At 70.8% G+C, this 17,656-nt stretch carries 14 protein-coding genes; 5 read left to right on the forward strand and 9 right to left on the reverse strand.

Going from position 1 to position 17,656, the window contains the following annotated elements:
- Positions 1-39 precede the first annotated feature (39 nt).
- Positions 40-867 carry an SDR family oxidoreductase gene (locus OG202_RS43545; RefSeq protein WP_327726527.1) on the forward strand — a complete coding sequence of 276 codons (828 nt, stop codon included), beginning with the start codon at positions 40-42 and terminating at the stop codon, positions 865-867.
- 174 nt (positions 868-1,041) lie between these two features.
- Here the strand turns inward: OG202_RS43545 and katG are convergent, their stop codons facing one another.
- On the reverse strand, positions 1,042-3,258 hold the full coding sequence (katG, locus tag OG202_RS43550) for a catalase/peroxidase HPI (protein ID WP_327726525.1): 2,217 nt from the start codon (positions 3,256-3,258) through the stop codon (positions 1,042-1,044).
- A 45-nt stretch (positions 3,259-3,303) separates the two neighbouring features.
- The gene (locus OG202_RS43555; protein ID WP_326574191.1) at positions 3,304-3,726 is read right to left on the reverse strand and encodes a Fur family transcriptional regulator; all 423 of its coding nucleotides are present in this window, start codon (positions 3,724-3,726) and stop codon (positions 3,304-3,306) included.
- Positions 3,727-4,119: 393 nt separating this feature from the next.
- Here OG202_RS43555 and OG202_RS43560 point away from each other — a divergent pair, with 393 nt between their 5' ends.
- Positions 4,120-4,836 (forward strand): UdgX family uracil-DNA binding protein, encoded by a 717-nt coding sequence (locus tag OG202_RS43560; RefSeq protein WP_327726524.1) that lies wholly within the window; start codon positions 4,120-4,122, stop codon positions 4,834-4,836.
- Between the two features lie 36 nt (positions 4,837-4,872).
- On the opposite strand, the gene OG202_RS43565 is transcribed toward OG202_RS43560, so the two are convergent.
- The 7 genes from OG202_RS43565 to rhaI form a co-directional block, all read right to left on the reverse strand.
- Positions 4,873-5,667, reverse strand: a complete 795-nt coding sequence (locus OG202_RS43565) for an SAM-dependent methyltransferase (protein WP_326574189.1) — start codon at positions 5,665-5,667, stop codon at positions 4,873-4,875.
- 183 nt (positions 5,668-5,850) lie between these two features.
- The gene (locus OG202_RS43570) at positions 5,851-6,504 is read right to left on the reverse strand and encodes a LutC/YkgG family protein (protein ID WP_327726523.1); all 654 of its coding nucleotides are present in this window, start codon (positions 6,502-6,504) and stop codon (positions 5,851-5,853) included.
- Positions 6,501-8,096, reverse strand: a complete 1,596-nt coding sequence (locus OG202_RS43575; protein ID WP_326574187.1) for a LutB/LldF family L-lactate oxidation iron-sulfur protein — start codon at positions 8,094-8,096, stop codon at positions 6,501-6,503. Before OG202_RS43575 ends, OG202_RS43570 begins: the two co-directional genes overlap by 4 nt.
- Positions 8,093-8,848: a (Fe-S)-binding protein gene (locus tag OG202_RS43580; protein WP_326585501.1), complete on the reverse strand. Its 756-nt coding sequence runs from the start codon at positions 8,846-8,848 to the stop codon at positions 8,093-8,095. Before OG202_RS43580 ends, OG202_RS43575 begins: the two co-directional genes overlap by 4 nt.
- Before the next feature lie 148 nt (positions 8,849-8,996).
- Positions 8,997-10,445, reverse strand: a complete 1,449-nt coding sequence (locus OG202_RS43585; protein ID WP_328224541.1) for a rhamnulokinase — start codon at positions 10,443-10,445, stop codon at positions 8,997-8,999.
- A gap of 11 nt (positions 10,446-10,456) precedes the next feature.
- Complete coding sequence (locus tag OG202_RS43590) at positions 10,457-12,496, reverse strand: bifunctional aldolase/short-chain dehydrogenase (RefSeq protein ID WP_326574185.1); 2,040 nt, start codon at positions 12,494-12,496, stop codon at positions 10,457-10,459.
- A gap of 160 nt (positions 12,497-12,656) precedes the next feature.
- Positions 12,657-13,817: an L-rhamnose isomerase gene (gene rhaI / locus OG202_RS43595; RefSeq protein ID WP_326574184.1), complete on the reverse strand. Its 1,161-nt coding sequence runs from the start codon at positions 13,815-13,817 to the stop codon at positions 12,657-12,659.
- A gap of 259 nt (positions 13,818-14,076) precedes the next feature.
- Here rhaI and OG202_RS43600 point away from each other — a divergent pair, with 259 nt between their 5' ends.
- From OG202_RS43600 to OG202_RS43610, 3 genes are read left to right on the forward strand one after another with little or no spacing between them, the layout of a single operon-like run.
- Entirely contained in the window at positions 14,077-15,594 is a 1,518-nt protein-coding gene (locus OG202_RS43600; protein WP_327726520.1) for a sugar ABC transporter ATP-binding protein, read from the forward strand.
- Entirely contained in the window at positions 15,591-16,631 is a 1,041-nt protein-coding gene (locus OG202_RS43605; protein ID WP_326574182.1) for an ABC transporter permease, read from the forward strand. The genes OG202_RS43600 and OG202_RS43605 overlap by 4 nt, the downstream gene beginning before the upstream one ends.
- The gene (locus OG202_RS43610) at positions 16,624-17,640 is read left to right on the forward strand and encodes an ABC transporter permease (protein WP_327726519.1); all 1,017 of its coding nucleotides are present in this window, start codon (positions 16,624-16,626) and stop codon (positions 17,638-17,640) included. The genes OG202_RS43605 and OG202_RS43610 overlap by 8 nt, the downstream gene beginning before the upstream one ends.
- Positions 17,641-17,656: the final 16 nt, after the last annotated feature.

The following is a 17,656-nucleotide window of genomic DNA, read 5'->3' on the forward strand; positions in this document are numbered from 1 at the left end:
GCGCGTGGGGCGCACCCACGGCCGGGAGGGCGGACGGGCATGGGCAACCGCGACGGACAGCGACAGCGCACGGGACCGCTCGACGGAAAGACCGCGCTGGTCACCGGGGCCGGCACCGGCATCGGCCGGGAGACGGCGCTGATGCTCGCCGAGGCGGGCGCGACGGTGGTCCTCGTCGGGCGCCGCAAGCGCGTCCTCGACGAGGTCGCCGCCGTCATCGAGGACGCCGGAGGCACGGGGCTCACCCACTCCACGCATGTCGAGAGCGCCGACGAGGTACGGGAGTTGATCGAGTGGACCCGGGAGGCCGCCGGACCCGTCGACATCCTCGTCAACAACGCGGGCGGCGCCGGCAAGGTGGTCGACGTCCGCTGGACCGGCGAGGACGAGTGGAACGCCGTCCTGGGCGTCAACCTCACCGCGGTCTATCTCCTCACCCAGGCCGTCCTCCCGGACATGCTGGCGCGCGGCGGCGGCTCGATCATCACGATCTCCTCCCTCGCCGCGCTACGCCCCACGCTCCTCGGCGGAGCCCCGTACGGCGCGGCCAAGGCGGGCGTGCGCAACTTCATGACCTATCTGCACCACACCTTCCGCAACGACCTCGTCCGCGCCACCTGCATCCTTCCCGGCGAGGTCAACACCCCCATCCTGGACAGCCGGGCCGCCCCGCCGAGCGAGGAGCGGCGGGCGGTCATGGTGCAGCCGGAGGACGTGGCACGGGCCGTACTGCTGTGCGCCACCCTCCCACCGCGGACGGTCGTCGAGGAACTGGTCATCGCCCCCACCCTGGTGCGGGACACGTCCGCCGACGTCGAGGCGAGCCGCTGGACCGGGGCCCCGGCGGACGCCCGCCCGGCGGACTGAGACGACGGGTGCGTGCGTGAGCGTCCTCCGCGTCCGGTTCCTCGGGCGGGGTGACGTACGCGGCGGCGTCGGACGACGGAGGCCGGAGGCCGGAGGCGAGCACGAAAAACGTCCGGGCCGGCCCCGCGAAGGGCCGGCCCGGACGCCGTGATCGGGTCGATCAGGCCAGGACGATCAGACCAGGTCGAAGCGGTCCAGGTCGGAGACCTTGGCCCACGCCGCGACGAAGTCCTTCACGAACTTCTCCTTGGCGTCGTCGCTCGCGTAGACCTCGGCGAGGGCGCGCAGCTCGGAGTTCGAGCCGAAGACGAGGTCGGCACGGGTGCCGGTCCACTTGACCTCGCCGGTGGCCGCGTCACGGCCCTCGAAGAGGGTCTGGTCGGCGGACGTGGACTTCCAGGTCGTGCCCAGGTCGAGCAGGTTGACGAAGAAGTCGTTGGTGAGCTTGCCCGGGGTGTCGGTGAAGACGCCGTGCGAGGACTGGGCGTGGTTGGCGCCCAGGACACGCAGACCACCGACGAGGGCCGTCAGCTCGGGGGCGCTCAGGGAGAGCAGGTTCGCCCTGTCGAGCAGCAGGTACTCGGCGGGCAGGCGGTTGCCCTTGCCCTGGTAGTTGCGGAACCCGTCGGCCGTCGGCTCCAGCGCGGCGAACGACTCGGCGTCCGTGTGCTCCTCGGTCGCGTCCACGCGGCCCGGGGTGAAGGGCACCTCGACGTCGTAGCCGGCGTCCTTGGCGGCCTTCTCGACCGCGGCGGCACCGCCGAGGACGATCAGGTCGGCCAGGGAGACCTTCTTGGCGCCGGAGTTGAACTCCGACTGGACACCCTCCAGGACGCTCAGGACGTGACGCAGCTCGTCCGGGTTGTTGACCTCCCAGCCGCGCTGGGGCTCCAGGCGGATCCGGGCACCGTTGGCGCCGCCCCGCTTGTCGCTGGAGCGGAAGGTGGAGGCCGACGCCCACGCGGTGGACACCAGCTGCGAGACGGTCAGACCCGAGGAGAGCAGCTTGGTCTTGAGCGCCGCGATGTCGGCGGCGTCGATGACCGCGCCCTCGGCCTCCGGCAGCGGGTCCTGCCACACCAGGGTCTCCGCCGGGACCTCCGGGCCGAGGTACAGCGACTTCGGGCCCATGTCACGGTGGGTCAGCTTGAACCAGGCGCGGGCGAAGGCGTCCGCGAACTGCTCGGGGTGCTCGTAGAAGCGACGCGAGATCTGCTCGTAGACCGGGTCGAAGCGGAGCGACAGGTCGGTGGTGAGCATCGTCGGGAGCTTCTTCTTCGACGCGTCGTGGGCGTCGGGGATGATCGCCTCGGCGTTCTTCGCCACCCACTGGTTCGCGCCGGCCGGGCTCTGGGTGAGCTCGTACTCGTACTCGAAGAGGTTCTTGAAGAAGTTGTTGCTCCACCGCGTGGGCGTCTCCGTCCACGTCACCTCCAGGCCGGAGGTGATGGCGTCGCCGCCCTTGCCGGTGCCGTAGGTGCTCTTCCAGCCGAGACCCTGCTCCTCCAGCGAGGCGGCCTCGGGGTCGTTGCCCACGTTGTCCGCGGGGCCGGCGCCGTGGGTCTTGCCGAAGGTGTGACCACCGGCGATGAGGGCGACGGTCTCCTCGTCGTTCATCGCCATGCGGCGGAACGTCTCACGGATGTCGCGGGCCGCGGCGATCGGGTCCGGGTTGCCGTTCGGGCCCTCCGGGTTGACGTAGATCAGACCCATCTGGACGGCGCCGAGCGGGCTCTCCAGCTCGCGGTCGCCGGTGTAGCGCTGGTCGTCGAGCCAGGTGGTCTCGGGGCCCCAGTAGACGTCCTCCTCGGCCTCCCAGACATCGGCGCGGCCGCCGCCGAAGCCGAAGGTCTCGAAGCCCATCTGCTCCAGGGCGACGTTACCGGTGAGGATCATGAGGTCGGCCCAGGAGATGGACTGGCCGTACTTCTTCTTCACCGGCCACAGCAGACGGCGGGCCTTGTCCAGGTTGGCGTTGTCCGGCCAGCTGTTCAGCGGCGCGAAGCGCTGCTGACCGGCACCGGCGCCACCACGGCCGTCGCTGATGCGGTAGGTGCCGGCGCTGTGCCAGGCCATACGGATCATCAGCGGGCCGTAGTTGCCGAAGTCGGCCGGCCACCAGTCCTGCGAGGTGGTCAGCACCTCGGCGATGTCCTGTTTCACGGCGGCGAGGTCGAGGTTCTTGAACGCCTCGGCGTAGTCGAACTCCTCACCGAGGGGGTTCGCCACGGCGGGGTTCTTGGCGAGGATCTTCAGGTTGAGCCGCTCCGGCCACCACTGACGGTTTCCACCGCCCTGGGTCGGGTGCGCGGCGCGCCCGTGAGCGACCGGGCAGCCTCCCGTCTCCTCGGGCTTCGAGTCTGTGACGATCGCGTCGTGGTTCTCAGTCATGGGAGTCCTTCCGGAACTGGTGGATCACGGTGCTGAACTGCTGGCTTAGGAACATGAGGGGCACAGGCCCCAGTAGATGACCTCGGCCTCGTCGATCGCGAAGCCGCGGTCGTCGGAGGCGGTCAGGCACGGGGCATGCCCGACCGCGCAGTCGACGTCGACCACGACACCGCAGGAGCGGCACACGAGGTGATGGTGGTTGTCGCCCACACGGCCCTCGTACAGGGCCGGGCTGCCGGGTGGTTCGAGGCGGCGTACGAGTCCGGCACCGGTGAGCGCGCTGAGCGCCTCGTACACGGCCTGGAGCGATATGTGGCCCACACGATCGCGCACCCCTGAGGCGATCGCTTCGACGCCGAGGTGGTCGCCGTGCCGGACGGTTTCCAGCAGCGCCACGCGCGCGGCCGTCACCCGCAGGCCGGCACCGCGCAGCTCCTCGGCGGTGTTCGGAGGCTGGGATGCGGTCATGCGGACCAACCTACCCTCATAAACACGAACAGTTCAAGAAAACGAACCATCCAAGTTTGCCGTGCGACCCCGGCCACCGTCCGTCACCGCCGTACGAGCCCCATGGCGCCGCCCGTACGGCCTCCCACCTGGGACGATCTCCGCGCACATGCCCCGGGGCGCCGTCAATCCAGGGCGAGCAGGGCGACAGCGGGCGCGGACGGTATGCGCCGCCCTGCGGCACAGAGGTGGAGCGGTGCGGCCCAGAGGCGGAGCAGGGAGAGCGTGGCGAAGTGCGCCCGGCGGAGGAGGGGGTACCCGGGAACGAGCCCCGAGCCGGCCCCGGCGAAGCGCTCGGGTCAGGCTCCCCGTGAAGCCGCTCCGGGCAGGCTCCCGCGAAGGAGGTGGCCTCGGATGAGCCCCACGCAAGCACCCTCCCCGCGCCCGCGGGCCTACGACGGCCCGCGCCCGCGGGCCTACGACGCCGAGCCGTATCTCCCCGGCCGTGGCGGCCTCCCCGCCCACCGCCGGGCCGCGGCCGACTGCCGAGGCTGTCCGCTCCACGAGGACGCCACCCGGACGGTCTTCGGCAAGGGAGACGAGTCCGCGCGGCTCCTCCTCGTCGGTGAACAGCCGGGGGACCAGGAGGACAGACGGGGTGAGCCCTTCGTCGGCCCCGCCGGGCGGCTGTTGCGGCGGGCTCTGGAGGAGGCCGGGATCGACATGGACACGGCCTATGTGACCAACGCGGTCAAACACTTCAAGTTCACCCGGCCCCCGGGCGGGGGCACACGCCGTATCCACAAGGCCCCCGACCTGCGCGAGGTCGCCGCGTGCCGCCCCTGGCTGCTCGCCGAACTGCGCCTTGTCCGGCCCGAGATCGTGGTGGCCCTCGGCGCGACCGCCGGCAAGGCACTGCTCGGCAGCTCCTTCCGGGTCACCAAGGACCGCGGCGCGCTGCTGTCCATGCCCCCGGAGGGAGGCGGATTCCAGGGATCGCGGGGGCCGCACGTCGTGGCCACGCTCCACCCGTCCGCCGTTCTGCGCGCCGACGACCGCGAGGGCGCGTACGCGGGACTGGTGTCGGACCTGAAGGTGGCCGCGGAAGCTTTGGCCAAGAGTGAGCCGTAATTCCGGCGCCCTTCGACCCATGGTGACCCTCGACCCTTACGGCTTGCGTCCCACACCGCCGAAACTGTCCACTTCCCACGGCTCGTCGGAGCCGCCCCGCTCGGCCCGCCACTGGGCCACGGACACGAGCCCCGGCTCGCTCAGCTCCAGCCCGTCGAAGAACCGGATGAGCTGCTCGGGGGAGCGGTTGACGCGCGGGTTGTCGCTCGCCTCGTTCCAGTGCTCGACCATCACCCGCATCGCCTCGGGCCGGTACACCTCCGTGCTGTCGCCGAGCACGAGGTGACTGCCGGAGGGCAGGGCGTCGAGGAGCCGGGCGACCACGCCGTACGCGCTCTCGTCCGGCACATGGGCGGTGATGCCGAGCAGCATGAGGGCGACGGGACGGGTGAGGTCCAGCGTGTCGGCGGCGCGTTCGAGGATGGTGTCCGGGTCGCGCAGGTCGGCGGCGACGAAGGCGGTGGCGCCCTCGGGGGTGCTGGTGAGCAGAGCCTTGGCGTGGGCGAGGACGGTCGGGTCGTGGTCGACGTAGACGATGCGCGCGTCCCGGGCCGTGCGCTGGGCGACCTCGTGGGTGTTGTCCTCGGTGGGCAGCCCGGTGCCGATGTCGAGGAACTGGCGTAAGCCGGCCTCCTCGGTGAGGTGGGTGACCGTCCGGCGCAGGAAGGCCCGCTGGGCGCGGGCGATGTCGACGATCTGGGGGTTCACCCCGCGGATCTGGTCACCGACCCGCCGGTCGATCTCGTAGCAGTCCTTGCCGCCGAGCCAGTAGTTCCAGATCCGGGCCGAGTGCGGGATGGTGCTGTTGATGACCGGACGGTCAAGTGGCATGGAAACTCCCCGTGTTGACGCCTGTAGCAGCCACCCAACCTAGCAAGATCGCCATGTACTTGATCAGCGGACAGTCACGGGAACGACCGTCCACCGTCGAGATCCGGACGACCACGGCCTGGCCGCGCCGCCGGGCGGCCCCGGACGCGACGCCACGTCCAGGAGGCCCGGGCCCAGGGCCTTCTAGCCGCCGCTCCCGGTCACCAGCACCACCTCCAGGGTGCGCGGGCCGTGCACCCCCTCCACGCGGTCCAGTTCGATGTCGCTGGTGGCGGACGGCCCGGAGATCCAGGTCAACGGGCGTGTCGGATCGAGCAGTTCGAGGGCCTGCGGCACCGACGACACGACCTGTTCCGGTACGCGTACGACGCAGATGTGGTGGTCGGGCACGAGGGTGATCCGGCGGCGGCCCTGGTCGGGGGAGCCGTCGAGGACGATGGTGCCGGTCTCGGCGATGGCGAGGGCACAGGCGGTGACCACGCTGTCGACCCGGTCCAGCTCGTGCGCGGTGCTCGTGGCGCGGTCGTGCACGCGTGCCGCGTCGACCGCCTTGAGCCAGTACGGCGGCAGGCCGGGCGGGACCAGCACGGTCTGCGAACCCCGCCCGGCCAGGAGTCGCGTGAGCAGCTCCGGCAACTCCTCGTCCGCGCACCGGTGCACGATCGCCCGGTAGTCCGCCAGGTTCTCCGCCAGCAGTTCCACCGTCTCCGCCACGCTCCGCCCGCCGTGCTCACGGAGATAGTCCCGCTGAACGGCCTGCTGGTACGGCGTGTCGTCCCGTGGCACGTCGGCGAGGGCGCGCCGCACCCGGCCCAGGATCAGATCCCTGCTGCTCACTTGCCGGTGTCCTTTCCGCCGTTCGTGGATCCGGTCGTCCGTCCGCCGGTGGTTCCACCGCCGGTCGATCCTCTGCCGGTCGATCCTCTGCCGGTGGTTCCTCCGCCGGTGGTTCCTCCGTCGTTCGTCCGTCCGCCGTTCGTCCGCTGCCACCAGTCCCGGAACGGCTCGGCCGGCAGCGCGGGAAGATCGCGGCTGGCGCTCCACGCCTTGCCGGGGCCCGGCAGCGTACGGGGGTGGAAGCGGCGGGTGCGGGACGCGAGCCGCTGCCCGGTGCGCAGCGCGCCGGGGTGGCTGAACGCCCAGCGGGCCGCGCGCATCGCCGCCCGCTCGGCGGCGTGCCCCTTCGCGGGCTTGAGCACGACCTTGTTGCCCTGCTCCGTCACCGGGCCGCCCTGCACGACCCGCTCCCGCAGATGCACCAGCACCTCCGGGATGTCGATGGCGACCGGGCACACCTCGTAGCAGGCACCGCACAGCGAGGACGCGTACGGCAGCGAGGCGTCGATCTCGCTTCCCGTGCCCCGGAGTTGGGGGCTGAGGATGGCGCCGATCGGGCCCGGGTACACCGAGCCGTACGCGTGGCCGCCCGCCCGCTCGTACACCGGGCAGACGTTGAGGCAGGCCGAGCAGCGGATGCAGCGCAGGGCCTGGCGGCCGACCTCGTCGGCGAGGGTGTCGGTGCGGCCGTTGTCGATGAGGACCAGGTGGAAGGTCTGCGGTCCGTCCTCGGCGGTCGTGCCCGTCCAGGTCGACGTGTACGGGTTCATCCGCTCGGCCGTGGAGGAGCGGGGGAGGGTCTGCAGGAACACCTCCAGGTCCTGCCAGGTCGGCACGATCTTCTCGATGCCGACGACGGAGATCAGGGTCTCGGGGAGGGTGAGGCACATCCGGCCGTTGCCCTCGGACTCCACGACCACCAGCGTGCCGGTCTCGGCGACCATGAAGTTGGCGCCCGAGACACCGACCTTGGCCCGCAGGAACTTCTCCCGCAGATGCAGCCGCGCCGCGTCCGCCAGCTCGGCGGGCGTGTCGGTCAGGCCCTCCGGGGCCGGGCGGCCCCACTCACCCATCTCGCGCGCGAAGATGTCGCGGATCTCGCCCCGGTTGCGGTGGATCGCCGGGACGAGGATGTGCGAGGGCCGGTCCTTGCCCAACTGCACGATGAGCTCGGCGAGATCGGTCTCGTAGGCATGGATGCCCTCGGCCTCCAGCGCCTCGTTCAGCCCGATCTCCTGCGTGGCCATCGACTTGACCTTGACGACCTCGCTCTCCCCGGTCGCCTTGACGAGATACGTCACGATCCGGTTGGCCTCGTCCGCGTCGGCGGCCCAGTGGACCGTGCCGCCCGCGGCCGTGACCGCCTCCTCCAACTGCACCAGATACCGGTCGAGATGGCGGAGCGTGTGGTCCTTGATCTGCTTTCCGGCGTCGCGCAGCGCGGCCCAGTCGGACACCTCCGCGACCGCGGCCGCGCGTTTGGCGCGGATGGTGTGGGTGGCGTGCCGCAGATTGCCGCGCAGGGTCGTGTTGTGCACGGCTTCGTGCGCGGCCTTCGGAAACGCCGGCATCCCGAGATACGTCCCGCTCATGCCGGCGGCTCCTCTTCCGTGCTCGCCAGGATCTCCGCGATGTGGACGGGCCGCACGGCGGTGCGCAGCCGCGTCATCGTGCCGCCGATGTGCATCAGGCACGAGTTGTCGGCCGCGCACAGCACCTCGGCGCCCGTCGACTCGGCGTTGCGCACCTTGTCGGCGCCCATGGCGGCCGAGACATCGGAGTTCTTCACGGCGAACGTGCCGCCGAAGCCACAGCACTCGTCGGCGCCGGGCAGCTCCACCAGCTCCAGCCCCTTCACGGCCTGGAGCAGTCGGCGCGGCCGGTCGCCCAGGCCGAGGCTCCGCAGCCCGTGGCAGGTCGGGTGGTACGTCACCTTGTGCGGGTAGTACGCGCCCACGTCGGTCACGCCCAGCACGTCCACCAGGAACTCGGTGAGCTCGTACGTCTTCGGCACGACCGGCGCCAGCGTCCGCGCCAGGGTGTCCCCCCGCCCCTCCGCCCGCGCCCGTTCGCCCATCCGCGGATACAGCTCCCGCACCATCGCCCCGCACGAGCCGGACGGCGTCACGATCGCCTCGTACTCCCGGAATACATCGGAGAACTGCCGGGCCAGTGGCTCGGCCTCCCGTCGGTACCCGGTGTTGTAGTGCGCCTGCCCGCAGCAGGTCTGACCCATCGGGAAGTCGACGTCGACACCCAGCCTGGTCAGCAGTTTCACCACGGCCCGGCCGGTGTCCGGATAGAGCGTGTCGTTGACACAGGTCAGGAACAGGGCGACACGCATCGCGGCTCCTCGGGGGTCGGTCATCGGATGAGTGCAGAGTACGACGTGAGCACGCCGAGGGCGAGGGGCTTCGCCCGCGGATCGGCGGGCTCGGGTGAACCCTTGCGCCGATCGCCGCCGGAAACGGCCCCGCCGGGGAGGACCCGGCTCACCGCTCGGTGAGCCGGGCCTCCGCCGCGCGCCAGGCCGCCGGGTCGCCCTGCGGCTCGTACCGCACCAGCGGCTGGGTGCGGGCGAGGAGTTGCCGCATCGAGGCCCGGTCGCCCACCAGGCCGTGGGTGCGGGCCTGGACGAGGACGTTGCCCAGGGCCGCCGCCTCCGCCGGTCCCGCCACCACCGGAAGCCCGCAGGCGTCGGCGGTGAGCTGGCAGAGCAGGGCGTTGCGGGTGCCGCCGCCGACGATGTGGACGACGTCCACGGGGTGATCGGCGAGGGCCTGGGCCTCGGTGACGGCCCGCCGGTGGGCGAGGGCCAGTGAGTCGAGGATGCAGCGGGTGATCTCGGCGGGCGTCCCCGGAACGGGCTGCCCCGACTCCCGGCACGCCTGCGCGATCCGCTCAGGCATCCGGCCGGGCGCCAGGAACGCCGCGTCCCCGGCGTCCACGACCGACCGCCGCGCGGGCACCGTCGCGGCGGCGCGCAGCAACTCGCCGAGATCCGGGTCCCCCCACTCCCGTACGCACTCCTGGAGCAGCCACAGCCCCATGATGTTCCGGAGGTAGCGGACCGTGCCGTCGAGCCCCAGTTCGTTGGTGAAGTTGGCCGCCCGGCTCGCCTCGGTCAGCACCGGGGCCTCCAGCTCCAGGCCGGCCAGCGACCAGGTGCCGGTGCAGATGTACGCGAACCGCTCCCCGGCCGCCGGGACGGCCGTCACCGCCGAAGCGGTGTCGTGCGACCCGACCGTCGTCACCGGCACCGGGCCCGTCAGCCCGGTCTCCTCCAGCACCCGCTCCTGGAGCAGCCCCGCAGGATCCCCGGGCCGCCGCAGCGGCGCGAACAGTTCCAGATCGATCCCGAGCCGCTCGGCCACGTCGGAGGCCCAGCCACGCGTCCGGGGGTCGATCAGCTGCGTCGTCGAGGCGTTGGTCAGCTCGGTGCCCTGCTCGCCGGTCAGCCAGTACGTCAGCAGATCGGGGATGAGCAACAACCGCTTGGCGTAGGCCAGTTGGGCGGACGAGCGGGCGGCGACCAGCTGGTACAGGGTGTTGAAGGGCGCGTACTGCAACCCGGTCGCCGCGTACAGCTCGGCGGCGGGCACCGTGGCCCACACCTTCTCCGCGACACCCTCGGTACGGGCGTCCCGGTAGTGCACCGGATTGCCCAGGAGGGCCCCGTCACCGTCGAGCAGCCCGTAGTCGACGGCCCAGCTGTCGATCCCGACGGAGTCGACCTGCCCGGCGGCCTTCAGCCCGTCCAGGACCCCCGCGTACAGCGAGAGCACGTCCCAGCGCAGCCCCTCGGGCGTCCGCACCGGCCGGTTCGGGAACCGGTGGGCCTCCACGAGCTCCAGCGAGTCCCGTCCCGCGCGGCCGACCATGACCCGCCCACTGGACGCACCGAGGTCGACCGCCGCGTACGACTTCACGGCCGTGCTCATCACAGTCCCGCTCATCGGAGGAAGGCGGCGGCCACGCCGGCGTCGACCGGGACGTGCAGACCGGTGGTGTGCGTCAGCTCCCCGCCCGTCAGCGCGAACACCGCGTTCGCCACGTGCTCCGGCAGCACCTCGCGCTTGAGGATGGTCCGCTGGGCGTAGAACTCGCCCAGCTTCTCCTCCTCGATCCCGTAGGTCGCCGCGCGCTGGGCACCCCAGCCGGCCGCGAAGATCCCCGAACCACGCACCACGCCGTCGGGGTTGACCCCGTTGACGCGGATGCCGTGCTCACCCAGCTCGGCGGCCAGCAGCCGCACCTGGTGCGCCTGGTCGGCCTTGGTGGCGGAGTAGGCGATGTTGTTGGGCCCGGCGAAGACGGCGTTCTTCGAGGCGATGTAGACGATGTCACCGCCCAGCCCCTGCGCGATCATCACCCGGGCCGCCTCACGCGACACGAGGAACGATCCACGGGCCATGATGTCGTGCTGCAGATCCCAGTCCTTCGCCGACGTCTCCAGCAGCGGCTTGGAGATCGAGATACCGGCGTTGTTGACGACGAGGTCGACCCCGCCGAAGGCCAGCGCGGCGGCCTTGAAGGCCGCACCGATCTGCTCCTCGTCCGTCACGTCGACGGTCACGGCGACGGCCTTGTCGGCCCCGCCCAGCTCCTCGGCGACGGCGGCGGCGTTCTCGGCGTTCAGATCGGCGACGACGACACAGGCCCCCTCGGCGACCAGCCGATGGGCGATGGCCTTCCCGATCCCGCTGCCCGCACCCGTGACGAGCGCGACCCGCGTGGCGAGCGGCTTCGGCCTGGGCATCCGCTGGAGCTTGGCCTCCTCCAGCGCCCAGTACTCGATACGGAACTTCTCCGACTCCTCGATCGGCGCGTACGTCGACACCGCCTCGGCGCCCCGCATCACGTTGATCGCGTTGACGTAGAACTCGCCGGCCACCCGCGCGGTCTGCTTGTCCTTGCCGAAGCTGAACATGCCCACGCCGGGGATCAGCACGATCGCCGGGTCGGCGCCGCGCATCGCGGGGGAGTCGGGGTCGGCGTGCCGCCGGTAGTAGGCGGCGTACTCCTCCCGGTACTCGGCGTGCAGTTCCTTGAGCCGGGCGATCGCGGCGTCGAGATCGGCGGTCGGCGGAAGATCCAGCACCAGCGGCCGGACCTTCGTACGAAGGAAGTGGTCGGGGCACGAGGTCCCCAGGGCGGCGAGCCGCGGGTGCTCCGCACTCGCCAGGAAGTCGAGGACGACCTCCGCGTCGGTGAAGTGCCCGACCTGCGGCTTGTCCTGCGAGGCGATCGCCCGGACGTGCGGCGCCAGCGCGGCGGCCCGCTCCCGGCGCTCCGTGGCGGCGAGCGCGGCGTACCCCTCGACGGCGGGCCCGAACGGCTCGGCCTTCCCGCGCTCGACGAGGAACTGCTCGGCCGTACGAATGATGTGCAGCGAGTTCTTCTCGCACTCCTCGGCGGTGTCACCCCAGGCGGTGATCCCGTGCCCACCCAGCACACACCCGATGGCCTGCGGGTTCTCCCGCTTGATCGCCGCGATGTCCAGCCCCAGCTGGAACCCCGGCCGCCGCCACGGCACCCACACCACACTGTCCCCGAAACACTCGGCGGTCAGCTTCTCCCCGTCGGCCGCACAGGCGAGCGCGATTCCGGAGTCGGGGTGCAGATGGTCGACATGGGCGGCGTCCACCAGCCCGTGCATGGCGGTGTCGATCGACGGCGCCGCCCCGCCCTTCCCGTGCAGGCAGTAGTCGAACGCGGCCACCATCTCGTCCTCGCGCTCGACACCCGGGTACACGTCGACGAGCGCCCGCATCCGGTCGAGCCGCAGCACGGCCAGCCCCGCCTCGGTGAGCGTCCCGAGGTCGCCGCCGGACCCCTTCACCCACATCAGTTCCACGTCACCCCCGGTGACGGGATCGGTGTCCGTCCCCTTGGCGGACGTGTTACCACCGGCGTAGTTGGTGTTACGCGGATCGGCACCGAGCCGACGGGACCGGGCGAGAAGGGCAGCGGCTTCGGGATGGGTTGCCATACGAGATCAATCCTTACAGTGACGTTTGTACGAAGGGGGACTGCGGCGCCCCGTCAGGGGCGCGGGGAACTGCGCGACCAGCCACGAACCGGCCCGCAGCCCGCGACCGGCGGAATCCGGCAGGCGAGAGGCGGCAATCGGCTTCAGCCCAGCGCAGCGGTCACGCCCCCCACCCCGCCTGCTCTCCACCGACCCGCTCCTCGACGATCTTCGAGGCCCACCCGGACCGGCGGTACGCCCCCATGGGGTCCGCGTCCAACCCCATCTCCTCGCGCACCTCACGAAGCAGCGGCCGTACATCCGTGTTGTACGCGTCCATCACCACGGCGTTGGCCTCGAGTACGTCCCCGGCCCGCTGGGCGGAGCGCAGCGCGTCGCCGTCGACGAGCAGCGCCTTCGCCGTGGCCTCCTGCACGTTCATCACCGACCGGATGATCGCCGGGATCTTCGCCTCGATGTTGTGGCACTGGTCGAGCATGAACGCGACCTCGGGGGTGAACCCACCCCCACGCACGACCTCGTACATGATCCGGAACAGCTGGAACGGGTCGGCCGCGCCCACCATCAGGTCGTCGTCGGCGTAGAACCGCGAGTTGAAGTCGAACGCGCCGAGCTTCCCCTCCCGCAGGAGCGTCGCCACGATGAACTCGATGTTCGTCCCCGGCGCGTGATGCCCGGTGTCGACGACCACCTGCGCCTTCTCGCCCAGCTTCAGGCAGTGGGCGTAGGCGGTACCCCAGTCCGGCACATCGGTCGTGTAGAACGCCGGCTCGAAGAACTTGTACTCCAGCAGCATCCGCTGCTCGTCCCCGAGCCGCTCGTACACCTCGGCGAGCCCTTCGGCCAGCCGGTCCTGCCGCTCACGTATGTCGTCCTGGCCGGGATAGTTCGTACCGTCCGCGAACCACAGCTTCAGGTCCCGGGACCCGGTCGCGTCCATGATGTCGACGCACTCCAGCAGATGATCGACGGCCTTGCGCCGGATCGCCGCGTCCGGGTGGCAGATGCTGCCCAGCTTGTAGTCGTCGTCCTGGAAGGTGTTGGAGTTGATCGCGCCGAGCTTCACACCCCGCTGCTCGGCGTGCTTGGCGAGCGCCGCGTAGTCGTCGACCTTGTCCCAGGGGATGTGCAGGGCCACGGTCGGGGCCACGCCGGTGAACTCGTGGACCTTGCCGGCGTCGTCCAGCTTCTCCCAGGGATTGCGCGGAACCCCCTGTTGGGCGAACACCTTGAAGCGGGTTCCGGAGTTTCCGTACGCCCACGACGGCGTCTCGACGGCCTGGGTCTTGAGGGCGGCCTTCACCGCGGCGAGCTCGGTCACGTCAGGGCTCCTACCGACTTCGATGTCTGAAACGATTCAGTACCGGAAACTATGAGCGGCTCGCCGGACTGTCAACCCCCCAGGTCAACACCGTTCTCCGTGACCCGGTCGTGACCTCAACGGTCGAAAGAATTTCGACCGAAACCCATTGACGTGACCTGCGACTGGTGCCTAACGTCCCGGCAACCCAGTTGAAACCTTTCACGGCGCAGTGAGGCAGCTTCTCCGCTAGCCACCGGCCGTCGTCGAGGAGCCCCCAATGACCCACCGGTCCGACACGGGTCCGGCCCCCGTTCTCGCATTGAAGGGCATTTCCAAGTCCTTCGGCGCCGTACGCGCCCTGCGGGACGTGTCCCTCGAACTGTTCCCGGGCGAGGTGCACGCACTCGCCGGGGAGAACGGCGCGGGCAAGTCGACCCTGATCAAGAGCCTCGCAGGGGTGCACCGACCGGACTCCGGTCAGCTGCTCCTCGACGGCGACCCCACGGTCTTCCACGGCCCGGCCGACGCCCGGGACGCGGGCATCGCCGTCATCTACCAGGAGCCCACGCTCTTCCCCGACCTGTCGATCGCCGAGAACATCTTCATGGGCCGCCAGCCCCGGCGCGCCCTCGGCCGTATCGACCACAAGGCCACCCACACGGCGACCCTCGCGCTGATGCAGCGGCTCGGTGTCGAACTCGACCCCGACCGCCCGGCGCGCGGCCTGTCCATCGCCGACCAGCAGATCGTCGAGATCGCCAAGGCGCTCTCCTTCGACGCCCGCGTCCTGATCATGGACGAGCCGACGGCGGCCCTCACCGGCAGCGAGGTGGCCCGGCTCTTCGGCGTCGTCCGCACGCTGCGCGAGCAGGGCTCCGCCGTCCTCTTCATCTCGCACCGGCTGGAGGAGATCTTCCAGATCTGCCAGCGGGTCACCACCCTCCGTGACGGCGCCTGGATCTCCAGCGAACCGATCGACGGCATGACCGAGGACGACCTGGTCCGCCGCATGGTCGGCCGCGACCTGGAGGAGCTGTACCCGAAGCAGGAGGTCGAGCCGGGCGACGTCGCGCTGAGCGTGCGCCGACTGACCCGCGAGGGCGTCTTCACCGATGTCTCCTTCGAGGTCCGCCGCGGCGAGATCGTCGGCCTGGCCGGCCTCGTCGGCGCCGGCCGTACGGAGGTGGCGCGGGCCGTCTTCGGCATCGACCGCTGGGACGCGGGCGAGGTCGACATCGACGGGAAGGCGCTCACCAACGGCGCCCCCTCCACCGCGATGGCCGCTGGGCTCGCCCTGGTCCCCGAGGACCGCCGCGCCCAGGGCCTGGTGATGGACATGTCCATCGAACGGAACATCGGCCTCACCGGACTCCGTACGACCGTCAGGGCCGGGCTGATGGACCGGGGCGCCGAGCGCAGCCGCTCCCTCGACTGGGCCGTCAAGCTCCAGGTCAAGTACGCCCGGATCGCCGACACCGTCAACACCCTGTCCGGCGGCAACCAGCAGAAGGTCGTCCTCGCCAAGTGGCTCGCCACCGGGCCGAAGGTGCTGATCGTCGACGAGCCCACCCGGGGCATCGACGTCGGTACGAAGGCCGAGGTGCACCGCCTCCTCAGCGAGCTCGCCGCCGACGGCGTGGCCGTGCTGATGATCTCCTCCGACCTGCCCGAGATCCTCGGTATGGCCGACCGCGTGCTCGTGATGCACGAGGGCCGGCTCACCGCCGAGATCCCTCGCTCCGAAGCCACCGAGGAATCCGTGATGGCCGCAGCCACCGGGAGGGCCGCCGCATGACGGTGACCACCCCTCAGAACACCCCCGTCGCCGAGGTGCCCAAGTCCAGCGGCACCCGGCTCGTGGACCGCGTCTTCAAGATGCGTGAACTCGCCATCCTGGTCGTCTTCCTGGTGATGATCGTCGTCACCCAGCTGGGCAACAGCGAGTTCCTCACCGAGCAGGGCATCAAGGACCTGCTGCTCAACGCGACCATCCTGGTGCTGGTCGCCGTCGGTCAGTCGCTGGTCGTCATCACCAGGAACGTCGACCTGTCGGTCGGCTCCACCCTCGGCATCAGCGCCTTCGCCGCCGGTACGTACCTCCAGGGCGGCGGGAACGCGGTCGTGGCCGTGGCTCTCGCGGTCCTGATGGGCATCGGCTTCGGTCTGCTGAACGGCCTGCTCGTCAGCCTCGGCCAGGTGCCTGCCCTCGTCGTCACCCTCGGCACGCTCTACATCATCCGGGGCATCGACTCGATCTGGGTCGGCTCCCGCCAGATCGTCGCCTCCGGCCTCCCGGACGGCTTCGTCGACTTCGGCTCCGGCGGCATCTACGCGGTGCCCTATCTGGCACTGATCGCGGTGGCGGTGCTGGTGGCGACGGCGTACTACCTGAAGCACTTCGGCAGCGGCCGCGAGCTGTACGCGCTCGGCTCCAACCCGGAGGCCGCCCGGCTCGCCGGTATCCCGGTGCGCAAGCGGATCCTGGTCGCGTACACCTTCTGCGGCGCCCTCGCCGGCCTCGCCGGAGCGCTGTACCTGGCCCGCTTCGGCAACGTCGACTCCAGCACCGGCAACGGCTACGAACTCACCGTCGTCAGCGCGGTCGTGGTCGGCGGCGTCGTCTTCACCGGCGGCTCCGGCAGTGTCTACGGCGCGGCGCTCGGCGCTCTGCTGCTGACCTCCATCAACAGCGTGCTGCCCGCCCTCGGCGTCAGCTCGGTGTGGGTGCTGGCCATCAACGGCATCCTGCTCATCCTCGCCATCGCCGTGGACCGTGTGGTCGCGCTGCGGGTGGCCACCGCCCTGAAGAAGAGGAACGCCCGCCATGGCTGATTCCACCCTGTCGCGCGCGATCCGCTGGGACACGGTGGTCGGCGCCCTCCTCATCGTCGTGCTCCTGCTGTCCTTCACCACGGTGGACGGCTTCGGGAACGCGCTCAACCTGTCCTTCCTCATCGGCAACACCCTGCCGATCGCGCTGGTCGCCCTCCCCATGACCCTTCTCGTGGTCGCCGGCGAGATCGATCTGTCGGTCGCCTCCACCGCCGGCCTGTCCGGCGCGGTGATGGGCGCCCTGTGGAACCAGGGCCTGACCATCGAGGCGATCATCCCGATCTGTCTGGCCCTCGGCGTGGTCTGCGGACTGATCAACGGCCTGCTGGTCACCCGGCTCGGCCTGTCCTCCCTCGCCGTCACCATCGGTACCCTCGCCGCCTACCGGGGCATCGCGCAGATCGTGCTCGGCTCCGACGCGGTGACCGACTTCCCCACGCAGTACCTGGACTTCGCGGCCGGCCGGATCGGCGACAGCTTCGTCCCGCAGGCCTTCATCCCCTTCCTGGTGCTGCTCGTGGTCGCCGTGGTCGCCCTGCACCTCACCCCGTTCGGGCGCTCCCTCTACGCGACCGGCGCCAGCGAGGAGGCCGCGCGCTTCTCCGGTATCCGCGTCAAGCGGCAGAAGCTGATCCTCTTCACGGTGACCGGCCTCATGGCCTCCCTCACCGGCATCTTCTGGGCACTGCACTACGCCAGTGCCCGCTACGACAACGCGACGGGGCTCGAACTGTCCGTCGTGGCCGCCGTACTGCTCGGCGGCATCGACTTCGACGGCGGCAAGGGGACGCTCGGCGGCGCGATCGCCGGAGTGTTCCTGCTCGGCACCCTGCAGAACGTGATGAGCCTGCAGGACGTCTCGGCGCAGTCGCAGATCGTCGTCACCGGCGTCCTGCTCGTGCTGTCCGTGCTCGGGCCCCGGGTGGCACGGCAGGTCGCCCTCGCGAGGGCGGGACGAAAATCCGCCGGCGATACCACCGCAAAGGCCGTCGGTAGATCCGTCGCCTGAAAGCCGCCGGTCGTCA

Source organism: Streptomyces sp. NBC_00310 (genome assembly GCF_036208085.1).
GTDB lineage: Bacteria > Actinomycetota > Actinomycetes > Streptomycetales > Streptomycetaceae > Streptomyces.

What these genes read in the sequence shown, in the direction of transcription:
- OG202_RS43605 (WP_326574182.1), top strand. Translation starts at nt 15,591, where the DNA reads ATGACGGTGACCACCCCTCAGAACACCCCCGTCGCCGAGGTGCCCAAG.
- OG202_RS43610 (WP_327726519.1), top strand. Translation starts at nt 16,624, where the DNA reads ATGGCTGATTCCACCCTGTCGCGCGCGATCCGCTGGGACACGGTGGTC.
- OG202_RS43555 (WP_326574191.1), bottom strand. Translation starts at nt 3,726, where the DNA reads ATGACCGCATCCCAGCCTCCGAACACCGCCGAGGAGCTGCGCGGTGCC.
- katG (WP_327726525.1), bottom strand. Translation starts at nt 3,258, where the DNA reads ATGACTGAGAACCACGACGCGATCGTCACAGACTCGAAGCCCGAGGAG.
- OG202_RS43560 (WP_327726524.1), top strand. Translation starts at nt 4,120, where the DNA reads ATGAGCCCCACGCAAGCACCCTCCCCGCGCCCGCGGGCCTACGACGGC.
- OG202_RS43545 (WP_327726527.1), top strand. Translation starts at nt 40, where the DNA reads ATGGGCAACCGCGACGGACAGCGACAGCGCACGGGACCGCTCGACGGA.
- OG202_RS43580 (WP_326585501.1), bottom strand. Translation starts at nt 8,848, where the DNA reads ATGCGTGTCGCCCTGTTCCTGACCTGTGTCAACGACACGCTCTATCCG.
- OG202_RS43590 (WP_326574185.1), bottom strand. Translation starts at nt 12,496, where the DNA reads ATGGCAACCCATCCCGAAGCCGCTGCCCTTCTCGCCCGGTCCCGTCGG.
- OG202_RS43585 (WP_328224541.1), bottom strand. Translation starts at nt 10,445, where the DNA reads ATGAGCACGGCCGTGAAGTCGTACGCGGCGGTCGACCTCGGTGCGTCC.
- OG202_RS43565 (WP_326574189.1), bottom strand. Translation starts at nt 5,667, where the DNA reads ATGCCACTTGACCGTCCGGTCATCAACAGCACCATCCCGCACTCGGCC.
- OG202_RS43575 (WP_326574187.1), bottom strand. Translation starts at nt 8,096, where the DNA reads ATGAGCGGGACGTATCTCGGGATGCCGGCGTTTCCGAAGGCCGCGCAC.
- OG202_RS43600 (WP_327726520.1), top strand. Translation starts at nt 14,077, where the DNA reads ATGACCCACCGGTCCGACACGGGTCCGGCCCCCGTTCTCGCATTGAAG.